This is a genomic window from Stutzerimonas chloritidismutans AW-1, assembly GCF_000495915.1.
GTDB lineage: Bacteria > Pseudomonadota > Gammaproteobacteria > Pseudomonadales > Pseudomonadaceae > Stutzerimonas > Stutzerimonas chloritidismutans.
This window is the reverse complement of sequence record NZ_AOFQ01000023.1, coordinates 1-25,778: the sequence shown is the minus strand read 5'-3', so window position 1 is coordinate 25,778 and position 25,778 is coordinate 1. Positions and strand designations below refer to the sequence as shown.

The 25,778-nt window shown below is 57.8% G+C and carries 25 protein-coding genes and 2 pseudogenes; 13 read left to right on the top strand and 14 right to left on the bottom strand.

Annotation, left to right across the window (positions count from 1 at the left end; all coding sequences use genetic code 11):
* Positions 1–4: 4 nt before the first annotated feature.
* The 3 genes and pseudogenes from F753_RS33035 to F753_RS49020 form a co-directional block, all read left to right on the top strand.
* Positions 5–355: a DUF3147 family protein gene (locus F753_RS33035; RefSeq protein WP_020309257.1), complete on the top strand. Its 351-nt coding sequence runs from the start codon at positions 5–7 to the stop codon at positions 353–355.
* 166 nt (positions 356–521) lie between these two features.
* Positions 522–1,142 carry a tyrosine-type recombinase/integrase gene (locus F753_RS33030; protein WP_015278136.1) on the top strand — a complete coding sequence of 207 codons (621 nt, stop codon included), beginning with the start codon at positions 522–524 and terminating at the stop codon, positions 1,140–1,142.
* A gap of 153 nt (positions 1,143–1,295) precedes the next feature.
* Positions 1,296–1,457 (top strand): annotated as a pseudogene (locus F753_RS49020) (SdiA-regulated domain-containing protein); the annotation flags it as partial.
* A 26-nt stretch (positions 1,458–1,483) separates the two neighbouring features.
* Here the strand turns inward: F753_RS49020 and F753_RS33025 are convergent.
* From F753_RS33025 to F753_RS0124810, 6 genes are all read right to left on the bottom strand, one after another.
* A complete protein-coding gene (locus tag F753_RS33025) occupies positions 1,484–1,780 on the bottom strand; it encodes a hypothetical protein (protein ID WP_023444842.1) in 297 nt (98 codons plus the stop codon).
* Positions 1,781–2,140 carry a hypothetical protein gene (locus tag F753_RS33020; RefSeq protein WP_023444841.1) on the bottom strand — a complete coding sequence of 120 codons (360 nt, stop codon included), beginning with the start codon at positions 2,138–2,140 and terminating at the stop codon, positions 1,781–1,783.
* A 171-nt stretch (positions 2,141–2,311) separates the two neighbouring features.
* A complete protein-coding gene (locus tag F753_RS33015) occupies positions 2,312–3,598 on the bottom strand; it encodes a site-specific integrase (RefSeq protein ID WP_156924031.1) in 1,287 nt (428 codons plus the stop codon).
* The gene (locus F753_RS49540; protein WP_147812253.1) at positions 3,595–4,134 is read right to left on the bottom strand and encodes a hypothetical protein; all 540 of its coding nucleotides are present in this window, start codon (positions 4,132–4,134) and stop codon (positions 3,595–3,597) included. Before F753_RS49540 ends, F753_RS33015 begins: the two co-directional genes overlap by 4 nt.
* Before the next feature lies 1 nt (position 4,135).
* A complete protein-coding gene (locus F753_RS49535; protein WP_147812252.1) occupies positions 4,136–5,998 on the bottom strand; it encodes a hypothetical protein in 1,863 nt (620 codons plus the stop codon).
* Positions 5,991–7,619, bottom strand: a complete 1,629-nt coding sequence (locus tag F753_RS0124810; RefSeq protein WP_209320146.1) for a hypothetical protein — start codon at positions 7,617–7,619, stop codon at positions 5,991–5,993. Before F753_RS0124810 ends, F753_RS49535 begins: the two co-directional genes overlap by 8 nt.
* A gap of 260 nt (positions 7,620–7,879) precedes the next feature.
* Here F753_RS0124810 and F753_RS33005 point away from each other — a divergent pair.
* Positions 7,880–8,437, top strand: a pseudogene (locus F753_RS33005) (recombinase RecA family protein); the annotation flags it as partial.
* Between the two features lie 5 nt (positions 8,438–8,442).
* A complete protein-coding gene (recX, locus tag F753_RS33000) occupies positions 8,443–8,910 on the top strand; it encodes a recombination regulator RecX (protein WP_031297459.1) in 468 nt (155 codons plus the stop codon).
* A gap of 111 nt (positions 8,911–9,021) precedes the next feature.
* Here the strand turns inward: recX and F753_RS32995 are convergent, their stop codons facing one another.
* Both F753_RS32995 and F753_RS32990 read right to left on the bottom strand, forming a co-directional pair.
* Entirely contained in the window at positions 9,022–10,113 is a 1,092-nt protein-coding gene (locus tag F753_RS32995; RefSeq protein WP_023444835.1) for an LOG family protein, read from the bottom strand.
* Between the two features lie 115 nt (positions 10,114–10,228).
* Positions 10,229–11,638, bottom strand: a complete 1,410-nt coding sequence (locus F753_RS32990; RefSeq protein ID WP_023444834.1) for an MBL fold metallo-hydrolase RNA specificity domain-containing protein — start codon at positions 11,636–11,638, stop codon at positions 10,229–10,231.
* Between the two features lie 132 nt (positions 11,639–11,770).
* Here F753_RS32990 and F753_RS32985 point away from each other — a divergent pair, with 132 nt between their 5' ends.
* On the top strand, positions 11,771–14,185 hold the full coding sequence (locus F753_RS32985; protein ID WP_023444833.1) for a phosphoketolase family protein: 2,415 nt from the start codon (positions 11,771–11,773) through the stop codon (positions 14,183–14,185).
* 58 nt (positions 14,186–14,243) lie between these two features.
* Here the strand turns inward: F753_RS32985 and F753_RS32980 are convergent, their stop codons facing one another.
* Positions 14,244–14,642 (bottom strand): PA3611 family quorum-sensing-regulated virulence factor, encoded by a 399-nt coding sequence (locus tag F753_RS32980; RefSeq protein ID WP_014819882.1) that lies wholly within the window; start codon positions 14,640–14,642, stop codon positions 14,244–14,246.
* A 127-nt stretch (positions 14,643–14,769) separates the two neighbouring features.
* On the opposite strand from F753_RS32980, the gene F753_RS32975 reads away from it, so the two are divergent.
* A complete protein-coding gene (locus F753_RS32975) occupies positions 14,770–15,480 on the top strand; it encodes a tRNA-uridine aminocarboxypropyltransferase (protein WP_023444832.1) in 711 nt (236 codons plus the stop codon).
* Positions 15,481–15,493: 13 nt separating this feature from the next.
* Here the strand turns inward: F753_RS32975 and F753_RS32970 are convergent, their stop codons facing one another.
* Positions 15,494–16,405: a DMT family transporter gene (locus F753_RS32970; RefSeq protein ID WP_023444831.1), complete on the bottom strand. Its 912-nt coding sequence runs from the start codon at positions 16,403–16,405 to the stop codon at positions 15,494–15,496.
* Between the two features lie 246 nt (positions 16,406–16,651).
* Between F753_RS32970 and erdR the strand changes: the two genes are divergently transcribed.
* A complete protein-coding gene (gene erdR / locus F753_RS32965; RefSeq protein WP_023444830.1) occupies positions 16,652–17,302 on the top strand; it encodes a response regulator transcription factor ErdR in 651 nt (216 codons plus the stop codon).
* 14 nt (positions 17,303–17,316) lie between these two features.
* On the opposite strand, the gene F753_RS32960 is transcribed toward erdR, so the two are convergent.
* Entirely contained in the window at positions 17,317–18,243 is a 927-nt protein-coding gene (locus F753_RS32960) for a LysR family transcriptional regulator (RefSeq protein ID WP_023444829.1), read from the bottom strand.
* Positions 18,244–18,356: 113 nt separating this feature from the next.
* Here F753_RS32960 and fpr point away from each other — a divergent pair, with 113 nt between their 5' ends.
* On the top strand, positions 18,357–19,133 hold the full coding sequence (gene fpr / locus F753_RS32955) for a ferredoxin-NADP reductase (protein ID WP_023444828.1): 777 nt from the start codon (positions 18,357–18,359) through the stop codon (positions 19,131–19,133).
* 55 nt (positions 19,134–19,188) lie between these two features.
* On the opposite strand, the gene F753_RS32950 is transcribed toward fpr, so the two are convergent.
* Positions 19,189–19,647: a YchJ family protein gene (locus F753_RS32950; RefSeq protein WP_156924030.1), complete on the bottom strand. Its 459-nt coding sequence runs from the start codon at positions 19,645–19,647 to the stop codon at positions 19,189–19,191.
* A gap of 30 nt (positions 19,648–19,677) precedes the next feature.
* Positions 19,678–20,175, bottom strand: a complete 498-nt coding sequence (locus F753_RS32945; RefSeq protein ID WP_031297457.1) for a DUF6231 family protein — start codon at positions 20,173–20,175, stop codon at positions 19,678–19,680.
* Positions 20,176–20,307: 132 nt separating this feature from the next.
* On the opposite strand from F753_RS32945, the gene F753_RS50170 reads away from it, so the two are divergent.
* Positions 20,308–20,946, top strand: a complete 639-nt coding sequence (locus tag F753_RS50170) for an OmpA family protein (protein ID WP_473243922.1) — start codon at positions 20,308–20,310, stop codon at positions 20,944–20,946.
* A 59-nt stretch (positions 20,947–21,005) separates the two neighbouring features.
* Here F753_RS50170 and F753_RS32935 read toward each other — a convergent pair whose 3' ends face one another.
* A complete protein-coding gene (locus F753_RS32935) occupies positions 21,006–21,470 on the bottom strand; it encodes a CopD family protein (RefSeq protein ID WP_023444824.1) in 465 nt (154 codons plus the stop codon).
* A gap of 87 nt (positions 21,471–21,557) precedes the next feature.
* On the opposite strand from F753_RS32935, the gene dinG reads away from it, so the two are divergent.
* From dinG to F753_RS32920, 3 genes are all read left to right on the top strand, one after another.
* The gene (gene dinG, locus F753_RS32930; protein ID WP_023444823.1) at positions 21,558–23,702 is read left to right on the top strand and encodes an ATP-dependent DNA helicase DinG; all 2,145 of its coding nucleotides are present in this window, start codon (positions 21,558–21,560) and stop codon (positions 23,700–23,702) included.
* 109 nt (positions 23,703–23,811) lie between these two features.
* Entirely contained in the window at positions 23,812–24,960 is a 1,149-nt protein-coding gene (locus F753_RS32925) for an EstA family serine hydrolase (protein ID WP_023444822.1), read from the top strand.
* A 136-nt stretch (positions 24,961–25,096) separates the two neighbouring features.
* Complete coding sequence (locus tag F753_RS32920) at positions 25,097–25,723, top strand: OmpA family protein (RefSeq protein WP_023444821.1); 627 nt, start codon at positions 25,097–25,099, stop codon at positions 25,721–25,723.
* Positions 25,724–25,778 lie beyond the last annotated feature (55 nt).

Here is a 25,778-nt window from a genome sequence, read left to right as displayed (position 1 = left end):
CGTCATGACCTGGATAGTGACAAAGTACCTGATCACTGCATTGATGGTGGTCTTGGTATCTGAAGCGGCCAAGCATGGCGACCGTATTGGCGGTATCGTCGCCGCCCTGCCCATAGTTACGGTGCTGACCTTGATCTGGCTGCACATCGAGCATCAGCCGGGACAGAAGATCGCCAACCATGCCTGGTACACCTTCTGGTATGTGATCCCCACGCTACCGGCGCTGTTGATGTTCCCGCTCCTAATGTCTCGCTTCGGCTTCTGGCTCGCACTGGCGGGTTACGCATTTGCAACGTGCCTATGTTTCGTCCTGTTTGCTCTAGCAATGCGCCGCTTCGGCATCGAATTGCTGTGATGGGCAGCCATCCTTGCCCAGCAGGCTCACCGCATAGCTTGGATCGCCTCATGCAACATGAGATGCCCGCCCTCTCAGGATAAGACTTTGACCGACCGCTTTTGGCCGGTTAGCGACCATTGCTCCGGCCAACCATCCTTGTCCTCCCACACCAGGAGGACTTGCCATGAACACCATTGCTACCTACAGCCATCAGCCCTGGAACAAAGGAAAATTAGTCGGACAGAAGGCCCCGCTCCGCCTGAGAGATATCTGGGCAATCCGGGTGAGGCTGCAAATCGCCGAGAGAAGTCGAGATCTAGCGCTCTTCGATTTAGCCATCGACAGCAAGCTGCGAGCCTGCGATTTAACCAAGCTCCGTGTGCGCGACGTTGCCCATGGCGAAAACCTGTCATCACGAGCCATGGTGATGCAGCAGAAAACGCAGCGGCCAGTGCAGTTCGAGATCACTGAGCAAACACGGTCTGCTCTCGCGGCCTGGATACATCAAGCCCAGCTCCGCAGCGAGGACTGCCTTTTTCCGAGCCGGCTGCATACCTCTGACCATCTCTCCACTCGTCAATACGCCCGTATCGTCAAAGGCTGGGTGAAAGCCATTGGCCTTGATCCAGCCATGTATGGCACTCACACAATGAGACGTACGAAGGCATCACTGATCTATCGCAGGACGAAGAACCTGCGTGCGGTTCAATTGCTGCTCGGCCATACGAAGCTTGAGAGCACTGTCCGATACCTCGGGATTGAGGTCGATGACGCCTTGGAAATGGCGGAGCAGACCGAGGTTTGACCATGTATAGCGACGGTCGAAGTCAGACCGTCGCTAACCGGCCAAGAGCGGACTGTCAGTGTCAGGTTACGCGGCGACTAAGCGGTTCTGTTTGCTCTTCCTGGGTGAGCACGGCCAACGCACGGGGCCGCGTGAGATCGGTAATTGGGCCAATCGGATGAGGGCAAAGTGGTGAGCTTCCGTTCCTTGGCGCGTGGTTTTGCTGGCTTGCTGAAGGGCATACCGCAGGCTGAGGGTATAACCATCGATAATGAAGGATATTTGTACGTGGTTAGCGAGCCGAACCTGTTCTATCGCTTTACCCAAGAAAAAGATTGGTCAGTTATCAAACCTCGTGTTGCTCAAAAAGCTGCCGACAGCGTCAGTTGTGCACGGGCCTCGATGATCTCAATCAGCTCGAAGTGCTTGGGGAACTCGCGCTTGAGCCAGCCGCTGGGCACGAAGTGGTGATCGAGGTGAACGACTGTGCTTTGGCCTTCGGCAGCCGCGCAGAGCATGACGTTCAACTCCGAGTCATCACCGGCCATCGCTGCCGGCACGAAGACGATGCCGTTGTCGCTAATGCCAAAAGAGCGTCTCCATTCGGGGAAGCGCTTCTGCTCGGGGTTTGAAACGGCAAACCAATGGATTCTGTCCATCTATTCCTTCTCGAATGGGAGCAACGTGGAGTAAGGCAACAAATCACCTTCGGCTGCGGCTAATACCTGGTCCAGAACAGCCTCGGGGGCATCGAGAGCACCGAGAATCACGTACAACTCGGAGAACACGTCCATTCTAGCAGCACGGTCGAAGCCAGCATCACCGCCTACCGACTCGGTATGGTCGAGCGCATTGGCAACGACATTCTCCCTGAGAAGATAACGTGCGCCGCATTCGCAGAGAAAAGGCTGTTTAGCGTTATAGAAACGATCCTGGGCTTCCCAACCATGCTGCCTCGGCTCCATGGGTTTGCCGCACTTAGGGCAATAGGCAGGCTGGACATCCGAAAGATAGAGCATAGCGTGAGTCCTTTTTCTGGAACTGCGCTCCGAATTTGGAGGGCCGTAGAATGCACGCTATTGTCATAACCCCGATTCATTGCTGTCCAGAAAAGGTACAAAAGTACAAATGCCCCTCTCGCTTGATGCCACTTCCGCTGACCGGGTTAGGAAAATAGAAGAAGTAGCATTTCAAGAGAGCTTGGCTTGTATCAATGCCGCTATTGCCTTGAGCTTCTCATCAGGGGATCTGTCGTCAGTTGCATCGACAATGCTTTGGATCGCATGGAGGGTCGTGGACGCATTTGGTTCTGCTTTCAGGATGTCTTGTATTTCAGCATCTTGTGTGAGGTGGATATAAGTAGAGAGTGTGCTCTTGGATGCATGGTAAGAGTCTTTGCGAGCGATGGCCATCGCTACATCTAGAATATTGGCTTTCGACATTTTTGAAAGCGTACTGATGTTCTTGGCGACTAATATGGTGAAGTACCGATGGCGGAAGTTATGATAAGAGATACCTTTGAGGAGTTCTGCGTGTCTTGAGGTCTTGATGACTACGTTGTAATAGGAGTTAAAGGTGGTGCGCGCCAGAGGATATCCAGTATCTTCGCTAACGAATATCCTGTCGTGAAGCTCGCTGTGAGGATGGTTGGAACGGGTGAGTAGAACGAATTTATAGATTTCTTGAAGCTCGGTTCTCGGTATTAGTACCTGGCGTAAGTGGCCCTTGTATTTTCCTTTTAAGACGGGGATGTTTGTTACAGGGCCGTTATTTTTATAGGCATTAATAATGGAGCTTGCAGGGATGTTAATGGTTTCTTCTATTCGGCTGCCTGTGTGTTCGAGTAATGTGGCAAGGGTGTACCATCTGTCAATTATATACTGGTTGGATGTGTAGTCGTGAATTGCTTCATGCCATGCGTTCAGTTCATTGTTTCTTATGAAGCTTTTGAGCTTGGTCGGAGTATCCCTTAGTTCGTCTAGGCAGGGGTGGGTTAAAAAACGCAGTGGCGTCCGTCTGTTAAGTCTATAGAAATCCTCTGTAGCATTAATTTGAAAATTATGTGCGCGAGGGTCAGTGGTAAATAGGTTCTGGAATTTGTTTTCTTTTTGCGTGTGCTCTAATAGAGCTAATATGCGTCGGACAGTTTTCTTGATTGTGGTCGAGTTTGCCGTTCTAGAGTTTTGTTTGTACTTAACGAAATCGTAAAGGGTTTCGTCAGTGATATCAAGAATGGTTAACTTTTTGCGTTCTATGTATTTCTGGAAGACATTTAGAGTATCAGCATGGCTGAACACTGTTTTAATTGCTGGCCGGACCCCATAGCTGTTGGCGCCACCGCCGATACTCGTAAGGTAGCTATTGAGCTCCCAGCAAAAGTTTCCACGGGAGTCAAAAAGCATTGGAAGAGACGGAGGTGTGGTGCGGCCGTGATTAAAAAGGAAGTCAAGGCGCGGAGCTTTTGCTACATGTATCATGGTTTCACCAAGGTGAGATGAGCTCTATCAAGTGTCAGGGTGTGGCTTTTCAAAACTTGCTGATATCTGAGGTCCTGGCGAGTGTGTTCGTCGACTCTAGCAACCAGTTGCATGTACGCCCTGTATACTTCGCCTAATGTATTTGTGAGGTAGTCGACTTGATTTTTTAGAGTGGAGATTTCTTCTTGCTGTGAACGCTGGGTTGTTCGCTTTTGAGGTGGAAGGGTTTGTGTGGCGGGCGTGAGGTTGTTGTATTTTTCTAAGGCGGCTGCTAGTTGATCTGAGTATTCAGTGTTGTAGGGTTCTCGCGATGTATTATAAGAGCAAGAAATAACTCCAAGGTCGGCATCTGACCAATTAAGGGCGGATTTGAACGTTATGCCTCTTTTGCTCTTAAGTGCGTCTAGGGAAGGAAGTCTTTGATGGGCTTCGATTGCTTTTCTAATCAGCAATATTTTGGTGATCAGGCTTTGTGTTTTGGCTTGCTTCTCCTGAAGCTTGGCTGCTGAAGTTTCACCCTTTGAATAACGACTCATATTATTTACTCGCGTACACAAAGATTTTTTTGTTGTTGATGATTTGGAGTCTTATTTCGCGATGCTTTGCCAGTTCTTGAAGGTGTTCAGATAATAAGGCGTGGTCGCCAAGTTTGATTTCAGGCTCACACTCAGCAAAATTTTCTTGCAGATCTTCGTCGACTAATACGTTTTTGCCTACATGCCCCTCCAAGTAGTCTATTAAGAATTCTAAGGTTTCTCGCTCCCAACCGGGCTGGTTCGCGATATTGGCGTAGTAAAGCGTCACGCTAGGTTCAATGTGCCCCATCATCCAGCGCAATGGTTCAATTTCTGTGCTGCCGCTTAGGTAGAAGAAAAAGGCGGCGAAGAAACGCCTGAACTGATGAGGTCGTGCATACCATCTAGTTTCGCCTATCTTAGGTACTTGAATCCAATCGGAGTATTGATCCAGTTTTTTTATTAGAGTCATTTCACTGCGATCTTTTCCTTTGAATGAGTCGGAGGGCCAGATGGAGGTCATGCCTGGGTGGCGATCCTCCATAAACTCTATGTACTCGTTAATGAAGTCCCAAATGACTTTAGGTATTGGGCGCTTTATAATTTCAAGCTCATGGCTGTTACTGGCTTTCGGGATTTTAAGCTTCAGATCCCACAAGCCATCCAGTTTTGAAATTGTAAGACAGTCAGCGTCGAGCAAGGCGGTACTCAATACTCGGCAAGCTGAAAAAGTATGAATAAGGATGCGTGTTGTAATAGCGTAGAAATCAATTAGTTCGTCAGTGGAGATGTGATCGCGCATAATCGAGTTGCAATAAATGCCACCTCTGCTGCTGCCGCATTTACCATATGTTTTAATGTTTAGGTGTTGTAGCTCCTTGGGGATTGGTACAGCCTCAAAGGTTTGCTTCTTGAAAATGTGCACGTTTGATCTAATTGTGCTTGCGGCATATTTTTCTATGATTTCTCTATTGTAATAGTTGTCCAGTTGCTTTATATATGCTCGGATGTGTGGCGCATAATTGCGATGAAAAACAATCGCATTGCTGATGTAGTGAAATGCAATATTTGTAGGCATCAGTGGGGTTTGGTTTTTCTCGACAAATCTGCCGGTCATACTGTTAAGTGCATCCGAGATTTCGTGCACTCCAACCTTAAAGGGGTGAATTTGATATTCTTTAGTGGAGTGTAGGTAGGTTAAGTTAGTGCATTTGTTTTGGGTTGTGGAGATACTGAGTGTGTCCTCTTCATTATCTTCATTTGCTGAATGCGTACAGGTGAATTCCCGACAGATGTCAGATCTGTTATTTTTAAGTTTTTGGATTAAAATCTTTTGTGTTATGGGTGGTATTTGCATTCCTGAAATGTAGGATAAAATGTTTTTGCGGCCTCTTGGAGTAGGCCCTAACTGCGTGTCGAGATTGAGGGCATTTATGCCCATGAATGTGAGGTCGTGAGCTTCTAGGAAGGTCTTTATGTCTTCCAGGGTGATATCGGCTAGGGTGACGATTTTAGGGGGCTGATTTAAGCGGTGTCTGGCTTCATACACATGGTCGGCAATTTCAAAGGCCGTTCTAACAAAGTCGACTAATGCGCGCGGTCGTTTTGACTTTGAGCTTTCGATGAGGGCTATCGCTGATGATTGTAAATCTCTGACAAATAAATTCCATATCAGATCTGATGTGGATGACCCATCAAATAGCTGATAGTCAAAGCTAAGCTTTACATAGCGACTGCTGTTCGGATCTTCCGAAGCTGTAACCTTGGTGCCGGTGCGAGGAAGATACCACTTCATATTTGAGGAGTTGGGGTGGATCCAACTAGGAAGGATCGCTTGGGGGGTTGCTGTAGATGGAGAGCTATTCTTGATCTTTTCATTATTCATTTGCGTGTACCTCAAGAAGCTCAAAGTTCATTGGTATCGGAGTAGCGTCCGCCAGTAGCTTGATCATCTTTCGACTGCCTTCGTCTTGGATTTTTGTGATGATTTTCTTGCAAGTCGAGATGAGCTCTTGTTCTGTCCCATATGTCGCGTAAGAGACTATCAACTCAATTGCTTCTGGTGAGCAAAGGAAACAGAATACTTGACCTGGGTTGTCGGTTGTCGTGTGGCGGCTGTTGGTTCTTAAAAGATTCACAGCCTCGATCAACTGCATCTTGGCATACTCGTAATTATTATTCTTAATGCGGGGGGAGGGGGCTGAGATGTCTTCCGCTATTAGTAATTGAATTTTTTGATGGTCACGTATTCTCTTTCGGTAAACAAATTCTTGAATTGAAGGTGGGATGTAGTTTCTCAGGGCTGTTAGCAGAGAATTTCCTAGGTAAATGGTCGTTTCCAAAGTGTCTCCACCACTCTCAATCCATTTCAGCAGTCCCCGTGAAACCCTAATTTTAGGCATGGTTGGTTTAGCTTCAGCTACCCATGAAGGCAGCGAATCAATGATTGCTTTGAAAGTATTTTTACGTCTCGTGTCTAAGATACGGTAGAGGTGTTCATCCCCGTGGCGAGTGGGGCTAGAACCATCCATGACGAAAAGATAGTTGGAATTCAAGGCTTTGGAGTGCTGGGCTCTCATTTGCAATAGCATCCATAGCGCAGTATGGGCGTCTATATTTTCTGCATCGATTTCAATCTCGTCCATAGCTTTTGGTGCGTGGCGCTCAATTAATTTGTTAGCCCTGGGTTTAAGGGTGGTGATAGTGATGCCGCCATCCTCTCGAATGGTGACAAATTGACCATCTTTTGTTTTCTTGACTTGGGCATTTGCTAAGTCGAAAACATTTATCCCGAGTTCGTCAATAATGATGCACATGGCCGCCACAGCAAACTCTTCGGTAATTCCTAGGTAGGATTTTATTTTCGTAGTAGACCAGGAATAAATGTGGTGCGCGCCAGGGAAAGATTTGCGTGTAAATAGACCGTCTTGTTCTGTGGCTAGGTACGCAACAGAGTTGCTGAAGCCATTTGGATGTGATGGTGAGAAAAAGCTTATATGTTGTCCAGAGCGAGATCCTCTCAGGTTAGGATCTAGGTTGTCTTTTGTGAGTCGGATGGCAGCCACATCGCTTCTGCGAATCATGCCTGGAACTTCCAAAAACCGTGCATAACCCTCTGCTACAATGCGCTTGCATTTGGAGAGAATAACAGTTCTATGTTTTTCGATTTGATGGGCAATCTCGTTAAGAGCGTTTTCCATTGAACTCGCTTGAATGGCATGTTCCAAGGTCAGATAGCCAAGAATGTTGCATTCTTTTTCTGAGAATACGTCTGTCGAGTTTGGGACTGGTAGGATCAGCGCATTGCTAGGTAGCTTTTTGGCTTTTTGAAGCCTATTCAAGTAATAACGAACGACGGTGTAGTCAGAGATGACGGTGACTTCTTTGATTGGCTTGCCTGTAATTTCGGATATTACACTGCGTCGATGAGAGAGAAATTGGCGGCAAGCATTGGTGATTGCTACAGGGTTCCGATACCACTCTGGATCAAGTTCGTGAGCGATCATGAAAAAAACGCGGATGAGGGGCGCCCGGCGCTTCGGAGGATGCTTTTCTACCCAGATTAGGATGTCCTCAGGGCAGCAAGCCCTGATACTATCGACGAAATTTTCCCGCATCCTGCTCATCGCTTTCCTACCTGAAATTGGTTCAGATAGACAGTGTAGTCAGGGATAGGGCTTCCGAAAGGGTAAGGTGTATGAACAGTATGGCTTTGCAACGTGTTGGTTTCTCAGGCGCCAGCCTATATGAACCCAAGTCCGTACTGCTTTCCTTGCAGGCACGTCTGATGTCCCAGGCGCTGCGCAAGATCACCGGCAACATCAAGAACGCCAATTGCCTGGTCATCTTCATCAACCAGATCCGCATGAAGATCGGCGTGATGTTCGGCAGCCCGGAAACCACCACCGGTGGTAACGCGCTGAAGTTCTACGCCTCGGTTCGTCTGGACATTCGCCGTACCGGCGCGGTCAAGGAAGGCGACGAAGTGGTCGGCAGCGAAACCCGCGTCAAGGTAGTGAAGAACAAGGTGGCGCCGCCCTTCCGTCAGGCTGAGTTCCAGATCCTCTATGGCAAGGGCATCTACCGCAATGGCGAGGTCATTGATCTCGGCGTGCAGCAGGGCCTGGTGGAGAAGTCCGGCGCCTGGTATGCCTACAAGGGCAACAAGATCGGCCAGGGCAAGGCCAACGCCGCCAAGTATCTGGAAGACAATCCGGAGATCGGTCAGGAGATCGAGCAACAGATCCGCGACAAGTTGCTGGTAGTTGCGCCAAACACCAAGGCCAACCCGGTTACCGAAGATCTGGCTGACGCCGATCTCTGATCCCCATGGCTGCCGTGCTCGATAACCCCGTCGCGGTACGGCGGACGGCCATGGATCTGCTGGCTCGACGCGAACATGGTCGCGTCGAGCTGGCTCGCAAGCTGCGCCAGCGTGGCGCCCCGCCTGAGTTAATCGAGCAGGCCCTGGATCGTCTATCCGAGCAGGGGCTGCTTTCCGAATCTCGATATCTCGAAAGCTTTGTCAGAAGCCGGGCCAATGCCGGCTATGGGCCGTTGCGTATCCGCGAGGAATTGGCCCAGCGCGGGCTGGCCAGAGCGGATATCGAGCAGGCATTGCGTGACAGTGGTTTTGACTGGGGTGAGCAGCTGCGCGAACTCTGGCAGCGCAAGTTCGCTGGACGGTTGCCTGCCGATGCCAAAGAGCGGGCGAAGCAGGGGCGCTTTCTCAGCTATCGCGGTTATCCGCTGGAGTTGATCAGTCGAGTGTTGCGCGGCGACAGCTTGGCGGATTGATGCGGTAACGGGGCTCTATGCCAGGTTGTGCGCGTCGGAGACCAGTCGGTGCTGAAGCCGACCAGCCTTACGAGCGCTCGCAATATCCAGAGTCCAGGCCATCAAAGGCCATCAGTCCTCGCTCGCCAGCGGCCGCGCCCAGTTGGCCGGTTCGTTGACGTAGTCCGTCAGCTCCCTCAGGCGACCGTGGTTGCGGCCGTTGAAGACGAAGCTCAAGCGCGGCAGGCGCTGCAGTTCGGGCTCGTCCAGTTCCGATTCACAGCAGTTCTGCTGTTCGAATACGCCTTTCAGACACAGATCGGTGAACTCCGCGTTCAGGTATTCCATCGCTTGGTCGTTCAGTGCGTGGTTCAGGCGCAGAACGAAACGATCCTTCAGCCAGCGGCTCGAGTGGAAGTTGCGATAGAAGTTGGCGATTTCCCTGGCTGCTTCCTCGGCATCGTCCACCAGGCGCATCAATCGCATGTCGCTGGGCAGGATGTAGCGATTCTCCTCCAGCTGTCCGCGCATGAACTGCAGTGCATCCTTCCAGTAGGTGCCGCCGGGTTCGTCGAGCAGCACGATCGGCACCAACGGGCTCTTGCCAGTCTGGATCAGCGTCAGCACTTCCAGCGCTTCGTCCAGCGTGCCGAACCCACCGGGGCAGAGCACCAGCGCATCGGCTTCCTTGATGAAGAACAGTTTGCGCACGAAGAAGAAATGGAACGACAACAGGTTCTCGGTGCCACCCACCGTCGGGTTGGGATGTTGCTCGAAAGGCAGCGTGATGTTCAGCCCGAGGCTGCTGTCGCGCCCGGCGCCCTCGTGAGCGGCGGCCATGATGCCGCCACCGGCGCCGGTGATGACCATGAAGTTGTAATGCGCAAGGATGGAGCCCAACTGACGGGCCAGCGCATACAGGGGATGTTCGACCGGCGTACGGGCTGAGCCGAATACCGTGACCTTGCGGCGCCGCTTGAACTGGTCGAGCCGGCTGAATGCGTGCTCCATTTCGCGCATCGTCTGCAGCAGGATCTTGGCATCCCAGCGGCTGCGGTCGGCCTGAGCCATGCGCATGACGGTCACCAGCATCTCCCGGTATAGGGGCAGGTTCGCACTGTTCTCCGGAACGACCAAGGCGGCCAGCTCATCGATCTTGCTTTCCAGCTCGGCGCCGCTGGTCTTGAAATGCCGCGACAGATAGTCATCCGAATCAAAGGACATACAACATCTCCATGTATGAGCGTCGCGTTCAGGCTATAGGGTGCGATCAGCCGGCTCAAGCCGGTTGCGTGGCGCGCAGTCGGCCGAAGCCGCAAGCGGCTTCGGCGGGCTGCGTTCAGATGGCGATTCGGTCGCCAGGTTCAGGAATGCGTGCTTCCCAGTCGAGGCGTTCACGGATGGTCTGCTGCAGCGTCTGCATCTTCTCCAGCTCGCCGTGCACCAGGTAGAGCTCCGGACGGCTTTCGAAGTTGCTGACCCAGTCGATGAGCTGAGACTGGCCGGCGTGGGCGGAGAACCCTCCGAGGGTATGCACCTTGGCATTCACGGCGATGCGCTGGTGCAGCAACTTGACGCTTTTCGCTCCGTCGACGATGGCACGGCCGAGGGTGCCGCGTGCCTGGAAACCAGGGATCACCAGATGGCACTCCTCGCGCCAAAGGTTGTGCTTGAAGTGGTGCAGGATGCGCCCGCCGGTGCACATGCCGCTGCCAGCGATAATGATCACGCCGCTCTTGAAGCGGTTGATCGCCATCGATTCTTCCGGTGTCGGCGTGGATCGGAGGATCGGCAACCAGCGCTCGGCGTAAAGCTTGCCGCTGGCTCCGCTCAGGGCATTGTCGATGCCGTCGAGATCCAGCTGATCCTTGTAGTGCGAGTAGATGGCATTGGCACCGATGGCCATCGGGCTGTCCAGGAATACCGCTTGCTGCGGCAGACGGCCTTCCCGGTAGAAGCGCCCGAGGTAGTAGATCAGGTCCTGCGTACGTCCGACGGCGAAGGAGGGCATCAGCACGTTGCCGCCATCGCGATGGGCCTGTTGCAGGATGCCGGCCAGCTCCTCGATCGTGTCTTCGTGGCTGCGGTGGTCGCGGTCGCCATAGGTGGACTCCATGAGCACCACGTCAGCTTCCTTGAGCACGGTCGGCGCATGCATCAGCGGCGAGCAGTCGTTGCCTAGGTCGCCCGAGAAGACCACGCGCCGTGTTCTGCCATGGTCGTGCACATCCAGTTGCACGATCGAGGAGCCGAGGATGTGACCGGCATCGTGGAAGGTCACCGCGACACCTGGCGCGACATCGAACGTCTCGCCATAGGCGTGGGGAGTGCGCTGGCTCAACATGCGCTCCGCGTCGACGCGGGTGTAGAGCGGCTGGATCATCGGTTTGCCGATCCGTGCGCGCCACTTGTTTTCCCACTCGGCATCCTTTTCCTGAATCTGCGCCGAATCCAGCAGCATCAGTTCGAGCAGCTCCGCGGTGGCATCGGTGCAGTGCACGGCGCCGCGGTAGCCGAGGGCGACCAGGCGCGGGAGCAGGCCGCTGTGGTCGATATGCGCGTGGGACAGCACCACCGCATCGAGTGTCTTGGGGTCGAAGGCGAAGGTGCTGCGGTCGCTGCCGGCTTCTTCCCGGCGGCCCTGGTGCATGCCGCATTCGAGCAGAACCCTTGCACCGTCATGGGTCTCAATGAGATAGCAGGAGCCGGTGACCTGCTGAATGGCGCCTAGAAAACTGAGCAAAGCCATGTTGCCTTCCTGTCTGTACGATGATGTCCACATTGCCCGCTCGGTTGCCATGACCACTTGATACATATCAGAGATAACGAATCGAGCGCTGCCTAGACTACAGCACAACCCGCTTACCAACGGAGTGAACCCATGAGTCAGCTACTGCCCAGCCTTGTCGAGCTGGATCAACACGCGCAAGCCGAACCGGAGTTCGCCACCTGGCGTGTAGGTTTCGGGCCGTTCGAGCACGCGCTGGAGACCCAGGCGGCGGTGTTCCGGTTGGCCCATCAGCTGGTACAGGCAGGTCATCAGCCGGATCTGGCCAGTGTTTACCGGCTGCTGCAGGCGGTCGACCGGGTCGCCAGCGCCGGACTCTGGCTGGTGGTGCACATGACCTACGCGCGCCAGGTGCATCTGGACGGTTCGCCGTTGGCTGCCGAGGATTTCAAGCATAACCCCGAGGGGCATACCGGCGGCGCGCTGAACATGGTGCCGGCCTATGCCGGTTACCTGGCCCTGAATGCACTGACTGGCCGCACCCGCGCCTGGCTGATGGGGCAGGGCCACTGTGTGGCGGCCGTCGATGCGCTCAACCTGCTGACGGGCAACCTGCATCCGGAGCAGGAGCAGGCCTACGCGGGCGGCGAGGCGGGCATGAATCGCCTGCTGCAGGATTTCTACGGTTACGGCCAGGCCGCCGACGGCAGTCCGCTCGCGCCCCTGGGCAGCCATGTCAATCCGCACACCGCCGGCGGCATTGCCGAGGGCGGTTATCTCGGTTTCGCCGAGTTGCAATACGCACACATGCCGCTGCCGGGCGAGACGCTGGTGGCCTTCCTCTCCGATGGCGCGGCAGAAGAGCAGCGCGGCAGTGACTGGATTCCCCGCTGGTGGCGTGCCGAAGATTGCGGCGTCGCGCTGCCGGTGATGATTGCCAACGGGCGGCGAATCGAGCAGCGTACTGCGCTTGGCACCGAGCAGGGGCTCGAGGATTTCCGTCAGCACTTGAGTCAGTGCGGCTTCGACCCGATGCCGTTCGATGGGCGTGATCCTGCTGCTTTCGTCACCACCCTGTGGGAGATGGAGCTGCGCCTGGAGCGACGCGTGGAAGAGAAGGCGCGCGGCATTCTCAACTATCCGCTGCCGATGCCCTACGGCATCGCCGAGACGGTGAAAGGCTTCGGCTTCTATGGTGCCGGCAGCAACGCAGCGCACAACCTGCCATTGCCGGGTAATCCGAGCCGCGATGAGCAGTCACGCGACCTGTTCAATGAGCACGCGGCGCGTCTGTTCGTACCGCAACAGGAGCTGGCTGCTTCACTGGAGCTGTTCACGCGCAGTCGCCAGGGTCGAACGCTGGAGCGCGACAATCCGCTCGCCTCGCGACGCCCGCCTGCGCCGACCATGCCGAAGTTGAACTACCGCGACGACGCCTGTTCACCAATGGCAGCGGTCGATCGTTTTTTCGTCGAGCTGACGGCCGCCAACCCCGCGTTGCGGCCGCGGGTGGGGAATCCAGACGAGCTGGCCAGCAACCGTTTGGGCGGCGTGCTAAAGGCGCTCAAGCATCGCGTCATCGAGCCGGAAAGCGAGCTGGAGGCCGTGGACGGCGCCATCATCACCGCTCTCAACGAGGAGGCGGTGGTATCCGCCTGCCTTGCCAACCAGGGCGGCTTGAATCTGGTGGCGAGCTACGAAGCCTTCTGCGTGAAGATGCTGGGCGTGGTGCGGCAGAGCATTATTTTTTCCCGGCAGCAAAAGGAGATTGGCAGGCCTGCAGGCTGGCTCGGCTGGCCCTTGATCGCGACGTCGCACACCTGGGAAAACGGCAAGAACCAGCAGTCCCACCAAGACACGACCTTCTGCGAGGCGCTGCTCGGAGAGATGAACGACATGGTCCGGGTGCTGTTTCCGGCCGACCACAACAGCGCCCTGGCGCTGCTGCCATCGATCTACCAGGCACGCGGCGAACTGGCCTGCCTGGTCATGCCCAAACGCGACCGGCCGTGCTACTTCGATCAGGCCCAGGCCGAGCAGTTGGCGCGCGACGGCGCCATCGTGGTCGAGGAGCAGCCGGGCAACGAGGCATTGCTGCTGATTGCCAACGGCAGCTATCAGCTGGGCGAGATGCTCCGTGCGGCCAAGCGGCTCAAGGAGGCCGACTGCGCTTATCGCCTTGTCTATCTGCAGGAGCCGGGCCGCTTCCGCGGGCCGCGCGATCATTGGGAAGTCGGGGCGCGCGCCAGCGAAGGCGTGGCGGAGCGGTTGTTCCCGGATGCGATGGAAATGCGCGTGCTGTTGACGCACATGCGGCCAGAAGTGGCGCGCGGTCACCTGTGGCCGATTCTGCCGGACGCGCGCAAGTGTTCGGCGCTCGGCTATCGCAACCGCGGAGGTACGCTGGATGAGTTCGGTATGCAGTTCGCCAATCGCGCCAGCTGGGCCAACGTGCTCGCGGCCTGTGCGCGCCTGCGCAATGTGCCGCGCACGGCGCTGCTTACCAGGGACGAGGCTGCCGCAGTGGCCGGCAGGGGGGATCCGCAGATTCTGCGGGGCGACGCCTGATAAATAAACCTGGCAGGACGGCGGGCCGTGGCCTGCGCCTGCCAAAAGCGTTCACCTGTTAGCGGTCGCAGTCCGAGGCCTTGTAGCGCTCGCTGGCGATGGGCTTGTTGCTCTGGTACTCGCTGAAGTCATAGCGCAGGACTGCGCCCTGGCTCATCAGCTTGCGTAGTCCTTCATTGCCACAGACGCTAACAGCGAGCTGGCTGCGCACATCGGCCGGGTTATCGCGCATCTGCGCCGCATGCCGCGGCTGTACGCTGAGATGGTTTACCAGCATGTTGTTTTCTACGGTGTAGCCCTGGTCAAGAATGTCTTCGTTGATCGCGCGGGGCGTTCCGACACTGCTTTCGCGGGCGACCTGCTCGAGCAGCTGATTCAGCTGTTGCTCCTGCAGCGAGGCGGCGTGGGCAACGGGGAGGGCGAGGCTCAGAGCGAGCAGGGTGGTCAGACGATACATGGCGGTCTCCTTTTGACTGCGCTATTTCGACCGGCTGCCTGTGGTGCGGTTCATTTAACGGTGCAGGGCAGAAGTCTCCCTGGCGCTGGTAGACTGCCGCGCTTCATCGTCACCCTCGAGTCGATTCATGCCCCATGCCGTAGCCCGTCTGCGCAGCGAACGCCTGGCCAAGAGCCTCAAACCCTTCGTTGCCCGCGGCTCCCGGGCGTCGCGCTGCGAGCGCTGCCGGGTACCATTCAGTCATTGCCTTTGCCCTTGGCTTCCGACGATCGAAAGCGATTGCGGTGTCTGCCTGCTGATGCACGATATCGAGCCGCTCAAGCCTAGCAATACGGGCTGGCTGATTGCCGATGTGGTGCGCGATACCTTCGCCTTCACCTGGCATCGCACGGGCGTGGACCCGCGATTGCTGGCGCTGCTGGCCGATCCGCAATGGCAGCCACTGGTGATCTTTCCGGGCGAATACGCCGAGTCGAGGCGGGTGGTTGAGCAAGTTGAGCGGGATAACGCTAAGCGCCCGCTGTTCATACTGCTCGATGCCACCTGGACCGAGGCGCGCAAGATGTTTCGCAAGAGCCCCTACCTGGATGGCCTGCCGGTACTGAGCCTGCGACCCGAGGTGCTGTCGCGCTACCGGCTGCGCCGGTCCACCCGCAGTGACCATCTGTGCACCGCCGAGGTCGCAGCGCTCTGTCTGGATCTGGCTGGAGATTCGGCCGCGGCGAACACGCTCGATGCCTTGCTCGACGTGTTCACCGAGCACTATCTGGGTGCCAAGTATCATCGCCAGCCGGACCTGCAGAACGCCGCGCATCTGGCATTGAAGCCTGCGCGCTGAACTCGATTGGCCGTCAGGCCTTGGCAGGACTGGCTGTGGTTAGCGGCTCGGCTTTGCGCGGCCAGAGTTGTGCGGCGAGCATGCCGATGAACATCAATACGCAGCCCATGTAGCCGCGCAGCGTCAGGCTTTCCTCAAGGAACAGTGCGCCCGCGATGGCTGCGAACACCGCTTCCAGTGAGAGGATGATCGCCGCATGGGAGGCGATCGCATGCTTCTGCGCAACAACCTGCAGCGTGTAGCCAACCGCAACGGCGAACAATCCGCCATAGATGAGGGCCGGCCCGGCGAGCCAGATGCTGGTCGGCTCAATCTCTTCAAAGATCAATGCCAGCAGCAGGCTCACCACGGCACAGGTGGCGAACTGCAGGAAGGCCAGGCGAATCGCGTCGTGGCGGCTGACGAAGAAGCTCACCAGCAGCACATGCAGGCCCCAGACGAAGGCGCCGGCCAACTGGATCCAGTCACCAGAGGCCACGTTGAAATCCTCGCCGATGCTCAGCAGCGCCATGCCGGCAACGGCGAGAAAGGCGCCGACCCAGGTTCCGAGGCCTGTCCTGTGGCCAATGATCAGTCCCAGCAGTGGCACCACGATCACGTACAGGCCAGTGATGAATCCCGAGTTGGTCACGCTGGTAAACAGCAGGCCCACCTGCTGCAGGTTGATTCCCACGGTCAGCGCAAGCCCCATGCTCAGGCCGCCGAGCAGCAGGCCACGCTGAAGAAAGGGTTCGTGCCGGGCTTTGGTGCGGCCCTGGTAGATCACCAGTGGCAGCAGCGCGAGAGCGCCCAGGGCGAAGCGCAGGCCGGTAAATAGAAACGGGCCGATGTTGTCCATGCCGATGCGTTGGGCGACGAAGGCCGTGCCCCAGATCATGGCGGTGATCAGCATCAGGAAGTCGGCGCGGAGGGCTTGGCTACGCATGTTTCGGCTCGGTCGGGAAAAGTCGCAGACTTTGCTACAAAGCGCCGCGCTTGACCACTTATTCATGGGTGGGCATGCTTGCGCCGCTTGATTTGTTGTGGCGGGCGGCCGATATTCGGTCTGGCCGGCCGAAAATTTCACATCGGACCATCCCCGGAGCGTTGTCTCGGGGTTTCTGCCGTCATCTTGTCGGCATCGGCTGCTCAAGCCGATGAAAAAGCGCCAATAAAAACTACAGGTCTGCCAATGGCTGCTTACGAAATAATCATTGCCGATGATCACCCGCTTTTCCGCAGCGCGCTGCAACAGGCGCTCACCATGGGGCTAGGGGAAAACGTACGTCTGGTGGAAGCGGCCAGCATCGCCGAACTGGAAAGCCTTCTAAATCAGGGCGCCGATTGGGATCTGGTGCTGCTGGATCTGAACATGCCTGGAGCCTATGGTTTCTCGGGGTTGGCACTGCTGAGGGGGCAGTATCCGCATCTACCGGTAGTCATGATCTCGGCACAGGAGGACGCAGCGGTCGTTGCGCGCTCCCGTGAGTTCGGTGCCAGCGGTTTCATTCCCAAGTCCAGTTCTCTGGAAACCATCCAGGAAGCGGTACGTGCTGTTTTGGATGGCGATGTCTGGTGGCCTAGCAACATCCAGGATGTAGCCAACGTCAGCGATGAGGCCAAGGCCGCCAGCGCCGGGCTTGCCAGCCTGACGCCGCAACAGTTCCGAGTGCTGACCATGGTCTGTGACGGGCTGTTGAACAAGCAGATCGCCTACGAACTGAGCGTTTCTGAAGCGACCATCAAGGCTCACGTTACCGCTATCTTCCGCAAGCTCGGCGTGCGTACCCGCACCCAGGCAGCCCTGTTGCTGCAGCAGATGGGTTCCATTCCAACCAGCTGATCCGGATGCGGGCCTCAGGCGATCGGCGGCAGCTGGATTTCATCGCTGCGGCGCACGCCTGAGGTCAGGGCGCGGCACTGTTCGACGAACTCGAGCATGGCCGCGGTCTGATACTTGTGCGAATGCCATATGAAGTAGAACTGGCGGCGCAGGTCCAGCTCGGGCGTCGCCACCGGTACCAGGCTGCCACGGCGAAAGGCGTCACGCAGCGCCAGTCGAGAAATACAGCCGATCCCCAGTCCCGACTCCACCGCGCGTTTGATCGCTTCGGTGTGCTCCAGCTCGAGCCGCACGTTCAGCTTGCCTGGCCGATGTCGCACAGCCTGTTCGAAGGTCATCCGCGTGCCGGAGCCCTGCTCGCGGAGAATCCACGCTTCTCTGGTCAGCTCGTCCAGGCCCACCTCGCCGCGCCCGGCCAGCGGGTGCTGCGGCGCGCAGAATACCACCAGCTCATCTTCGATCCACGGCTGGACCTCAAGGTCCGGGTGCTGGCAATCACCTTCGATCAAACCCAGATCAAGTTCGTGTTGCGCGATCTGATGCACGATGTGCGCAGTGTTGTGTACATGCAGCTTCACTCGGCATTCCGGGTGGCGCTGCATGAAGCTGCCAATCAGTAACGTGGCGAGGTAGTTGCCGATCGTCAGCGTTGCACCGACCGCCAGTGAGCCGAAGCCGCTCTTGCCGTTGAGCAAATCCTCGATGGCGCGTGCCTGATCGAGCAGGGCAACTGCCTGCGGCAGCAGCTGTTGTCCGAGAGCGTTCAAGCAAAGCCTTTTGCCGGCTCGGTCGAAGAGCTGGCAGCCGGACTGGCGTTCCAGTTCGGCCAGCGACGTACTGGTTGCGGACTGTGACAACGAGAGGCTCTCGGCTGCGCGCGACACGCTTTCCTGGCGGGCGACAGCGGCAAACACTTCGATCTGACGGAGAGTAAAATGCATATCTATATAACCGATAACCTATATCTTTATTATCCAGTTAACGAATAAAGGCGCCATCGCTAGACTGGCGCCACGTAACGACGCCCGTCGCGACACCACGAGGAATTCGTAGCATGAGCAATCTGAACGTAGAGCGCGTTCTCAGTGTGCACCATTGGAGCGACACGCTGTTCAGCTTCAAGACCACCCGCAATGCAGGCTTGCGCTTCGAGAACGGCCAGTTCGTCATGATCGGCCTAGAGGTCGAGGGCCGTCCGCTGATGCGCGCCTACAGTATCGCCAGTCCCAACTACGAAGAGTATCTGGAGTTCTTCAGCATCAAGGTGCAGAACGGCCCGCTGACTTCTCGACTGCAGCACCTGCAGGAAGGCGACCAGATCATGGTCAGCCGCAAGCCAACCGGAACACTGGTGCTCGACGACCTGCTGCCTGGCAAGCATCTTTACCTGCTCAGCACCGGCACGGGCCTGGCGCCATTCATGAGTGTCATCCAGGACCCGGAAACCTACGAGCGCTTCGAAAAAGTCGTGCTGGTGCATGGTGTTCGCTACGCAAACGAAGTCGCCTATCGCGAATTCATCACCGAGCACCTGCCGCAGAACGAGTTCTTTGGTGAGGCGGTGAAAGAAAAACTGATCTATTACCCGACTGTGACGCGCGAACCTTTCGAGAATCAGGGCCGCCTGACCGAGCTGATGCGCAGCGGCAAACTGTTCAGCGACATCGGCCTGCCTCCGATCAATCCGCAGGACGATCGCGCGATGATTTGCGGCAGCCCGAGCATGCTGGACGAAACCAGCCAGGTGCTGGACAGCTTCGGTCTGAGCGTCTCGCCGCGGATGGGCGATCCGGGGCACTACCTGATCGAGCGCGCATTCGTCGAGAAGTAGCGCATCCGCTCCACGCCGCCGCCTCGCGCGGCGGCTATCCCGGTGCGGTCTGGCATCAGACGTAGGCGGCGCAGCACTTCTTGAATTTCGAACCGCTGCCGCATGGGCAGGGATCGTTGCGTCCGGCCTTGAGTGGCACCGTCGGATCGATGAAATACCATTTTCCGTCGCGTTGAACGAAGGCCGAGCGTTCCTGGTGGACATGCTCGCCCGCCTGGTCGTGCCAGCGGGCGGTGAAGGTCACCCGTGCATGTTCAGGCTTGCCGCCGAGCACTGCACTCTCGTTCACTTCCAGCCCCAACCAGGTGCTGTCCAGGCTCCAGCGGCGCATGCCGTCCATGTCCAGCGCCGTCTGTTGCACCGGCAGCGTGGTGGCCTGCAGATAGTCGACCAGACCCAGCACGTAGGCGCTATAGCGCGAGCGCATCAGCAGTTCGGCGCTGGGTGCCGGTGTGCCCGCGTGATAACGGCCACAGCACTGGTCAAGCGTATTGCCGCTGCCGCAAGGGGGCAGTTGGGCGCGAGGGGGCGCTGTTCGCTCATGTCACCACCAGTACTTTCCGAAGTTTTCCGGGTTGGCCCAGAACCTGGCATTCAGCCAGTCCGGAACCTGCTTGTATTGGAGCAGGTCGTAGGTGAAGAGCGTCAAGGTCTGTCCGTCGCGCTGGAAGCGCTCGCTGACTTGCAGGGCTAGTGCATAGAAGTCTGTGGTCCTCCATTCGGATGCGTCGAGATCCACGAGTACTGCCATACGGCTGGCATTCAGATTGCGAACGCTGCCGAGCAGCTCCAGGCCGTTACGCTTGGGCATGTGCTCCAGACAGTCGACGAACAGGGCCAAATCGTAGCGCTGAGAGGCCAGTTGTTCTGATAGCGGCGCGGCATCGGCGCGGTCTAGCTGAAACTCCGGATGACATTCGGCGTAGGCAGCCAGAGCAGGTTGATCACTGCGCCCCACGTGCAATAGATGGCTTGGGGCATAGTGCTCGAGCATCGCCGCAAGCGCTTGTTGTGGCGTGTGCACTACAGGGTTTTCAGTCAATAGAGAATCCTCGTTTCAAAGGTGAAGACTAGCGCGGTGCCGTTTGTCGGCCTAGTCTGAAAATAACCGGAGCCGCCCGGATTCCCGTACGTGGCGATTCTGGCTGAATGTCCACACTGGAGGTTTTGATCGATGAGTACATTACGGACAGCAGTACCCGTTATTGTCATGACCACGTTCCTGGCTGGTTGTGCAGGCGTGCAGAAACAGGATTGGCCGACATGTGCGGCCGTGGGTGGCGTGAGCGGTGCCGCGCTGGGGGCCATCGAGAGTAGCTCCTATGCCGGTTGGGGTGCGCTGATCGGTGGTGGTGTCGCGGCAGCCTATTGTTGGGCCAACGGCATGGAAGAGGAAACGGTCGCCGTCGTCGAGACGGTCGAGCCGATGCCTCAGTCCGAGCCGGAACCGGAGCCTGCGGCAGAGCCGGTGCGCGTCGAACTGGACGTCAAGTTCGACTTCGATCGTGATGTGGTCAAGCAGGATAGCTATGGCGACATCCAGAATCTGGCTGATTTCATGAAGGAATATGGCCAGACCACGACCGTGCTCGAAGGCCACACCGACTCCGTCGGTACCGATGCCTACAATCAGCGCCTTTCCGAGCGCCGCGCCAATGCGGTTCGTAAAGTGCTGGTCGACGAGTATGGCGTTGGCGGCGATCGGGTGAATGCGGTTGGCTACGGTGAGTCGCGCCCGGTGGCCGATAACGCAACCGAAGAAGGCCGAGCTATCAACCGTCGCGTAGAGGCTGAGGTCGAAGCACGCCCTTGAGTCGAATGCGGTAACAGATCCAGCCGGGCCCAGTGTCCGGCTGTTTTATTTTACGGCTGTCAGAACGACGGCCGTACGCTGGCCAGCGCGATCACCAGCAGGCCAAGCACGAGGTTGATGCCCACCAGGCGGCGAATCTGCCCGAGCACCGCACCACCGTCCGGCCACCGCTCGGCCTCGACCGCGCGCTTGAGGACCGGCAACTGCAGTAGCTGAATACGCAGAAACAGCGCCAGCATCACCAGATACAGACCGGCCATGATGTGAACGTAGCGCGGTGCGCTTTCCAGCGGGCCGAAGCGCATGTGCCACATGCCGATGCCGCTTAGCGGCAATACCAGCACCGCCACCCAGACCCAGACGAAAAAACGTCGGAACACATCTGCCCATAAGGTCAACCGTTCCGGTGCCTGCAGCACCGCCACCGCCGCCGGGCGCAGCACCATCCAGGCGAAAAACATTCCGCCCACCCAGACCGTCGCGGCGAGTACATGCAGAGTGTAAAGCAGGGCAAATGACGTCATGGGGCAAATCTCCGGTGGCGGCAAGGCGAACGCGCGCTATCATAGCCGCCCCATTGAAGTACTGAAAATATATACAGCTCCGCGCCCATGCTCAGCACCGAACTCAAGTCCCAGATCCAGGGCGCATACAGCCGTTTTCTCGAAGCCAAGGGGCTCAAGGCCCGCTATGGTCAGCGCCTGATGATCGCCGAGGTCGCCAAGGTGCTCGGCACTATCAAGACCGACGATGAAGGGCGTCGCGAGAGCGAGCCCGCGGTCGTCGCGGTCGAGGCGGGCACCGGTACAGGCAAGACCGTCGCATATAGTCTGGCGGCGATCCCCACCGCCAAGGCGGCTGGCAAGCGGCTGGTGATCGCCACGGCAACTGTCGCCCTGCAGGAGCAGATAGTGCACAAGGATTTGCCAGACCTGATGCGCAACAGCGGACTGAATTTCAGCTTCGCATTGGCCAAGGGCCGCGGGCGCTACCTGTGCCTGTCAAAGCTGGATTTGTTGCTACAGGAGGGGCAGGCGCAGAGCGCGACTGCCCAGTTGTTCGAGGAGGAAGGGTTCCGGATCGAGGTCGATGAGCGCAGCCAGAAGCTCTTCACCGGCATGATCGAGAAGCTGGCGGGTAATCGCTGGGATGGCGACCGCGACAGCTGGCCGGAGGAGCTGGGCGATGCGGACTGGTCGCAGCTCACCACGGATCACAGCCAATGCACCGGTCGGCATTGCCCCAACTTTCAGCAGTGCGCGTTCTACAAAGCACGTGAGGGCATGACCAAGGTCGACGTGATCGTCACCAACCACGACATGGTTCTGGCTGACTTGGCCCTTGGCGGCGGTGCGGTGTTGCCCGATCCACGTGACACCATCTACGTCTTCGACGAAGGGCATCATCTGCCGGACAAGGCCATCGGTCACTTCGCCCATTTCACCCGGTTGCGCTCCACGGCTGACTGGCTCGGGCAGGTGGAAAAGAACCTGACCAAGCTGCTTGCCCAACATCCGCTGCCGGGCGAGCTCGGTCGGCTGGTGGAGGGCATCCCAGAACTGGCTCGTGATCTGCGCACCCAGCAGCAGTTCATGTTCAGCGCCTGTGAGCAATTGGCCGATTTCAAGGCCGGTGAGGACATGGAGGGCCGTGAGCGGCCGCGGCACCGCTTCGTCGGTGGCGTGGTGCCGGAGCATCTGATCGAGCTGGGCACCGAGCTGAAGAAGGGTTTTTCCAAGCTGACCGATCTGTTCAGTCGGATCGCTGAACTGCTCAAGGAGGCCATGGACGGCGAAGCAGGTGGCGGAATCGCCAGCCATCAGGCCGAGGAGTGGTACCCGCTGTTCGGCAGTCTGCTGACGCGTTCGCAGAATAATTGGGAGTTGTGGACCGCATTCACCGTCGAAGACCCGGAGGATAGCCCGCCAATGGCGCGCTGGCTGACCCTTGCGGAAGGCGGGGCGCTGTTCGATATCGAGGTCAATGCCAGCCCGATCCTTGCAGCGGAAACATTGCGGCGCAATCTCTGGAATGTCGCCTTTGGTGCGCTGGTGACATCGGCGACGCTCACGGCGCTGAACAGTTTCGACCGCTACCGCATGCGGGCCGGTTTGCCCAAGGCTGCGGTCACCGCCGTGGTGCCGAGTCCTTTTCATCATGCCGATGCCGGGGTGCTGCGCGTCCCCGATCTGAAGGCCGATCCGCGCGATGCTGCAGCACACACGGCAGCCATCGTCCGCGAACTGCCGGGATTGGTCGAAGGTGCACGGGGAACACTTGTACTGTTCTCGTCACGCAAGCAGATGCAGGACGTGTTCGACGGCCTGGAGCGTGAATGGCGTCGGCGGGTGCTGATCCAGGGCAACCTGTCCAAGCAGGAAACCCTGAACAAGCACAAGGCGCGGGTGGACGATGGCGAGTCCAGTGTGCTGTTCGGGCTTGCCAGCTTTGCCGAAGGCGTCGATTTGCCGGGGGCATACTGCGAGCATGTGGTGATTGCGAAGATTCCGTTTGCAGTCCCCGATGACCCGGTCGAGGCCGCATTGGCAGAGTGGATCGAGGCGCGCGGCGGCAACCCGTTCATGGAGATCGCCGTTCCAGATGCCTCTCTGCGGCTGGTGCAGGCCTGTGGGCGGCTGCTGCGTACCGAGGCGGACCGTGGAACCATCACGCTGCTCGACCGGCGGGTGGTGACGCAGCGCTATGGCAAGGCGATCCTCAATGCGCTGCCGCCGTTCCGTCGCGAGATCGGTTGATAGGCGAGATAACCGGTCGCGATATCACCCCATCACCGCTTCGTCTGGCGGTTTTGTTGCGTAATGGCGGCTGCAAGAATCCCGAGAATTGATTGCGAGAGGTGACAGCGTGCAGGTTCAGGGCTATTTCGATCTTCGTTTCGAGGCCGTTCGCGATGCGTTCGGCGCGCTGTTCGATGGCACCCAGCAGCGCGGCGCGGGACTCTGCGTGCAGATCGGCGGCGAGACGGTCGTCGATCTCTGGGCCGGCGTTGCCGACAATCAGGGCGAGCAGGTGTGGCACAGCGATACGGTGGTCAACCTGTTCTCCTGCACCAAGACCTTCACCGGGGTTGCTGCGCTGCAGCTGGTCGAGGAAGGCAAGCTGCAGCTGGATGAGCCCGTCGGCCGTATATGGCCGGAGTTCGCAGTCAATGGCAAGGAAACCATCACCCTGCGTCAGCTGCTCTGTCATCGGGCGGGATTGCCGGCGATTCGCAGACCGCTAGCCGCTGAAGCGCTGTACGACTGGGACGTCATGACCGCCGCGCTAGCAGCCGAAGAGCCATGGTGGACGCCCGGCACCGATCAGGGCTACGCGGCGATGACCTACGGCTGGCTGGTTGGTGAGCTCCTGCGTCGTGTCGATGGCTGTGGGCCAGGCGAGTCGATCGTTCGTCGTACGGCGGTGCCGCTCGGGCTTGACTTCTATATCGGTCTCGGCGACTCCGAGGCTCATCGTGTCGCTTATCTCACGCGCACCAAGAACGACTTTGGCGACGCTGCCGCGCAGCGCCTGTTCAAGGCCTTGATGAGCGAGCCGGAGTCAATAAGTGTCCGGGCCTTCAACAATCCACCGTCCATCATGAGCAGTGGTAACAAACCGGAATGGCGACGCATGGCGCAACCGGCAGCCAACGGCCATGGCAATGCCCGCTCGTTGGCGGGTTTCTATACAGGGTTGCTGCAGGGCAAACTTCTGGATGAGTCGCTGCTGCGCGAGATGACCAGCGAGCACAGCGCAGGACAAGACCGCACTCTGTTGGCGGCCACGCGTTTCGGACTCGGCTGCTGGTTGGATCAGCCGCACGTCGCCAATGCCACCTTTGGCATGGGAGAGCAGGCGTTCGGTCACCCTGGTGCCGGTGGCAGTGTTGGTTTTGCCGATCCGGAGCGTGAACTGGGGTTCGGTTTCGTGACCAATACCCTCGGCCCCTATGTGCTGATGGACCCGCGTGCTCAATCGCTGGCGCGCAGCGTTGCAGCATGCCTGCGTTGAACCACTCGTCACTTCTGGCCTCGCAGGCTTTTCAAAAGAAGGGCTTGCGTCCACAATTTCAACTCGAACTCAATAGTGGCCTCACCTCGATTGGTCGCACCCTCCTAGAACGCTTCTGGTTGACGGAACCTGCCTCATGAACCTGCTGAAGAGCGTCTCCCTGATTTTCTGCATGATCGTCGTTGCCGGCTGCAGCTCGAAGAGCGAGAAACCGAGCGAGGTCGCTGCCCCGGCTACGGTCAAGGTGGATTACGCCTGGCTCGATGAGTACGAGCCGCAGTTGAAGGATGCGCTCGTGGGCAGTGGTTTCGAGGTGGAGCGCCGCGACAGCGTGCTGGTGGTGACAGCGCCGGTGGACTCGTCCTTCAATCCGGATCGTCCCGGCATGCTCCTGCCGGTAACCCTCGGGCCGATCACCCGTGTTGCAAAGCTGGTCGAGAAGGACGACAAGACTGCCGTAGTCGTACTCGGTCATGCCGACAGCACTGGCTCTGCGGACACCAATCGCACCGTAAGTCGCGAGCGTGCCGGTGCCGTGGCGGCCATTTTCCGCCTGAGTGGCCTCAAGCATAACCGCCTGCGCATTCGAGGCCTGGGTTCCGACATGCCGCGTGCAGCCAACGACAGCAAGGAAGGCCGAGCTCTGAACCGTCGGGTCGAGATGGTACTGGCGCCGCAGGCGACGATGCTCGCATTGATCGCCAAGTACGAGCAGCCGGCGCAGGCCGCGACTCAGGTGGCGCAAGCCGAGGTCGCCAAGTAGCGCTGCCAGGCATTGGATATCGGCAGGGCCGCCCGCGGGGCCGTTTTTGTTTGGG

What these genes read in the sequence shown, in the direction of transcription:
- F753_RS33030 (WP_015278136.1), top strand. Translation starts at nt 522, where the DNA reads ATGAACACCATTGCTACCTACAGCCATCAGCCCTGGAACAAAGGAAAA.
- F753_RS32920 (WP_023444821.1), top strand. Translation starts at nt 25,097, where the DNA reads ATGAACCTGCTGAAGAGCGTCTCCCTGATTTTCTGCATGATCGTCGTT.
- fpr (WP_023444828.1), top strand. Translation starts at nt 18,357, where the DNA reads ATGAGCAATCTGAACGTAGAGCGCGTTCTCAGTGTGCACCATTGGAGC.
- F753_RS32980 (WP_014819882.1), bottom strand. Translation starts at nt 14,642, where the DNA reads ATGTATCGTCTGACCACCCTGCTCGCTCTGAGCCTCGCCCTCCCCGTT.
- F753_RS32990 (WP_023444834.1), bottom strand. Translation starts at nt 11,638, where the DNA reads ATGGCTTTGCTCAGTTTTCTAGGCGCCATTCAGCAGGTCACCGGCTCC.
- F753_RS0124810 (WP_209320146.1), bottom strand. Translation starts at nt 7,619, where the DNA reads ATGATCGCTCACGAACTTGATCCAGAGTGGTATCGGAACCCTGTAGCA.
- F753_RS33015 (WP_156924031.1), bottom strand. Translation starts at nt 3,598, where the DNA reads ATGATACATGTAGCAAAAGCTCCGCGCCTTGACTTCCTTTTTAATCAC.
- F753_RS33020 (WP_023444841.1), bottom strand. Translation starts at nt 2,140, where the DNA reads ATGCTCTATCTTTCGGATGTCCAGCCTGCCTATTGCCCTAAGTGCGGC.
- F753_RS32970 (WP_023444831.1), bottom strand. Translation starts at nt 16,405, where the DNA reads ATGCGTAGCCAAGCCCTCCGCGCCGACTTCCTGATGCTGATCACCGCC.
- F753_RS50170 (WP_473243922.1), top strand. Translation starts at nt 20,308, where the DNA reads ATGAGTACATTACGGACAGCAGTACCCGTTATTGTCATGACCACGTTC.
- dinG (WP_023444823.1), top strand. Translation starts at nt 21,558, where the DNA reads ATGCTCAGCACCGAACTCAAGTCCCAGATCCAGGGCGCATACAGCCGT.
- F753_RS32935 (WP_023444824.1), bottom strand. Translation starts at nt 21,470, where the DNA reads ATGACGTCATTTGCCCTGCTTTACACTCTGCATGTACTCGCCGCGACG.
- F753_RS32995 (WP_023444835.1), bottom strand. Translation starts at nt 10,113, where the DNA reads ATGTCCTTTGATTCGGATGACTATCTGTCGCGGCATTTCAAGACCAGC.
- F753_RS32960 (WP_023444829.1), bottom strand. Translation starts at nt 18,243, where the DNA reads ATGCATTTTACTCTCCGTCAGATCGAAGTGTTTGCCGCTGTCGCCCGC.
- F753_RS32975 (WP_023444832.1), top strand. Translation starts at nt 14,770, where the DNA reads ATGCCCCATGCCGTAGCCCGTCTGCGCAGCGAACGCCTGGCCAAGAGC.
- F753_RS33025 (WP_023444842.1), bottom strand. Translation starts at nt 1,780, where the DNA reads ATGGACAGAATCCATTGGTTTGCCGTTTCAAACCCCGAGCAGAAGCGC.
- F753_RS49540 (WP_147812253.1), bottom strand. Translation starts at nt 4,134, where the DNA reads ATGAGTCGTTATTCAAAGGGTGAAACTTCAGCAGCCAAGCTTCAGGAG.
- erdR (WP_023444830.1), top strand. Translation starts at nt 16,652, where the DNA reads ATGGCTGCTTACGAAATAATCATTGCCGATGATCACCCGCTTTTCCGC.
- recX (WP_031297459.1), top strand. Translation starts at nt 8,443, where the DNA reads ATGGCTGCCGTGCTCGATAACCCCGTCGCGGTACGGCGGACGGCCATG.
- F753_RS32985 (WP_023444833.1), top strand. Translation starts at nt 11,771, where the DNA reads ATGAGTCAGCTACTGCCCAGCCTTGTCGAGCTGGATCAACACGCGCAA.
- F753_RS33035 (WP_020309257.1), top strand. Translation starts at nt 5, where the DNA reads ATGACCTGGATAGTGACAAAGTACCTGATCACTGCATTGATGGTGGTC.
- F753_RS49535 (WP_147812252.1), bottom strand. Translation starts at nt 5,998, where the DNA reads ATGAATAATGAAAAGATCAAGAATAGCTCTCCATCTACAGCAACCCCC.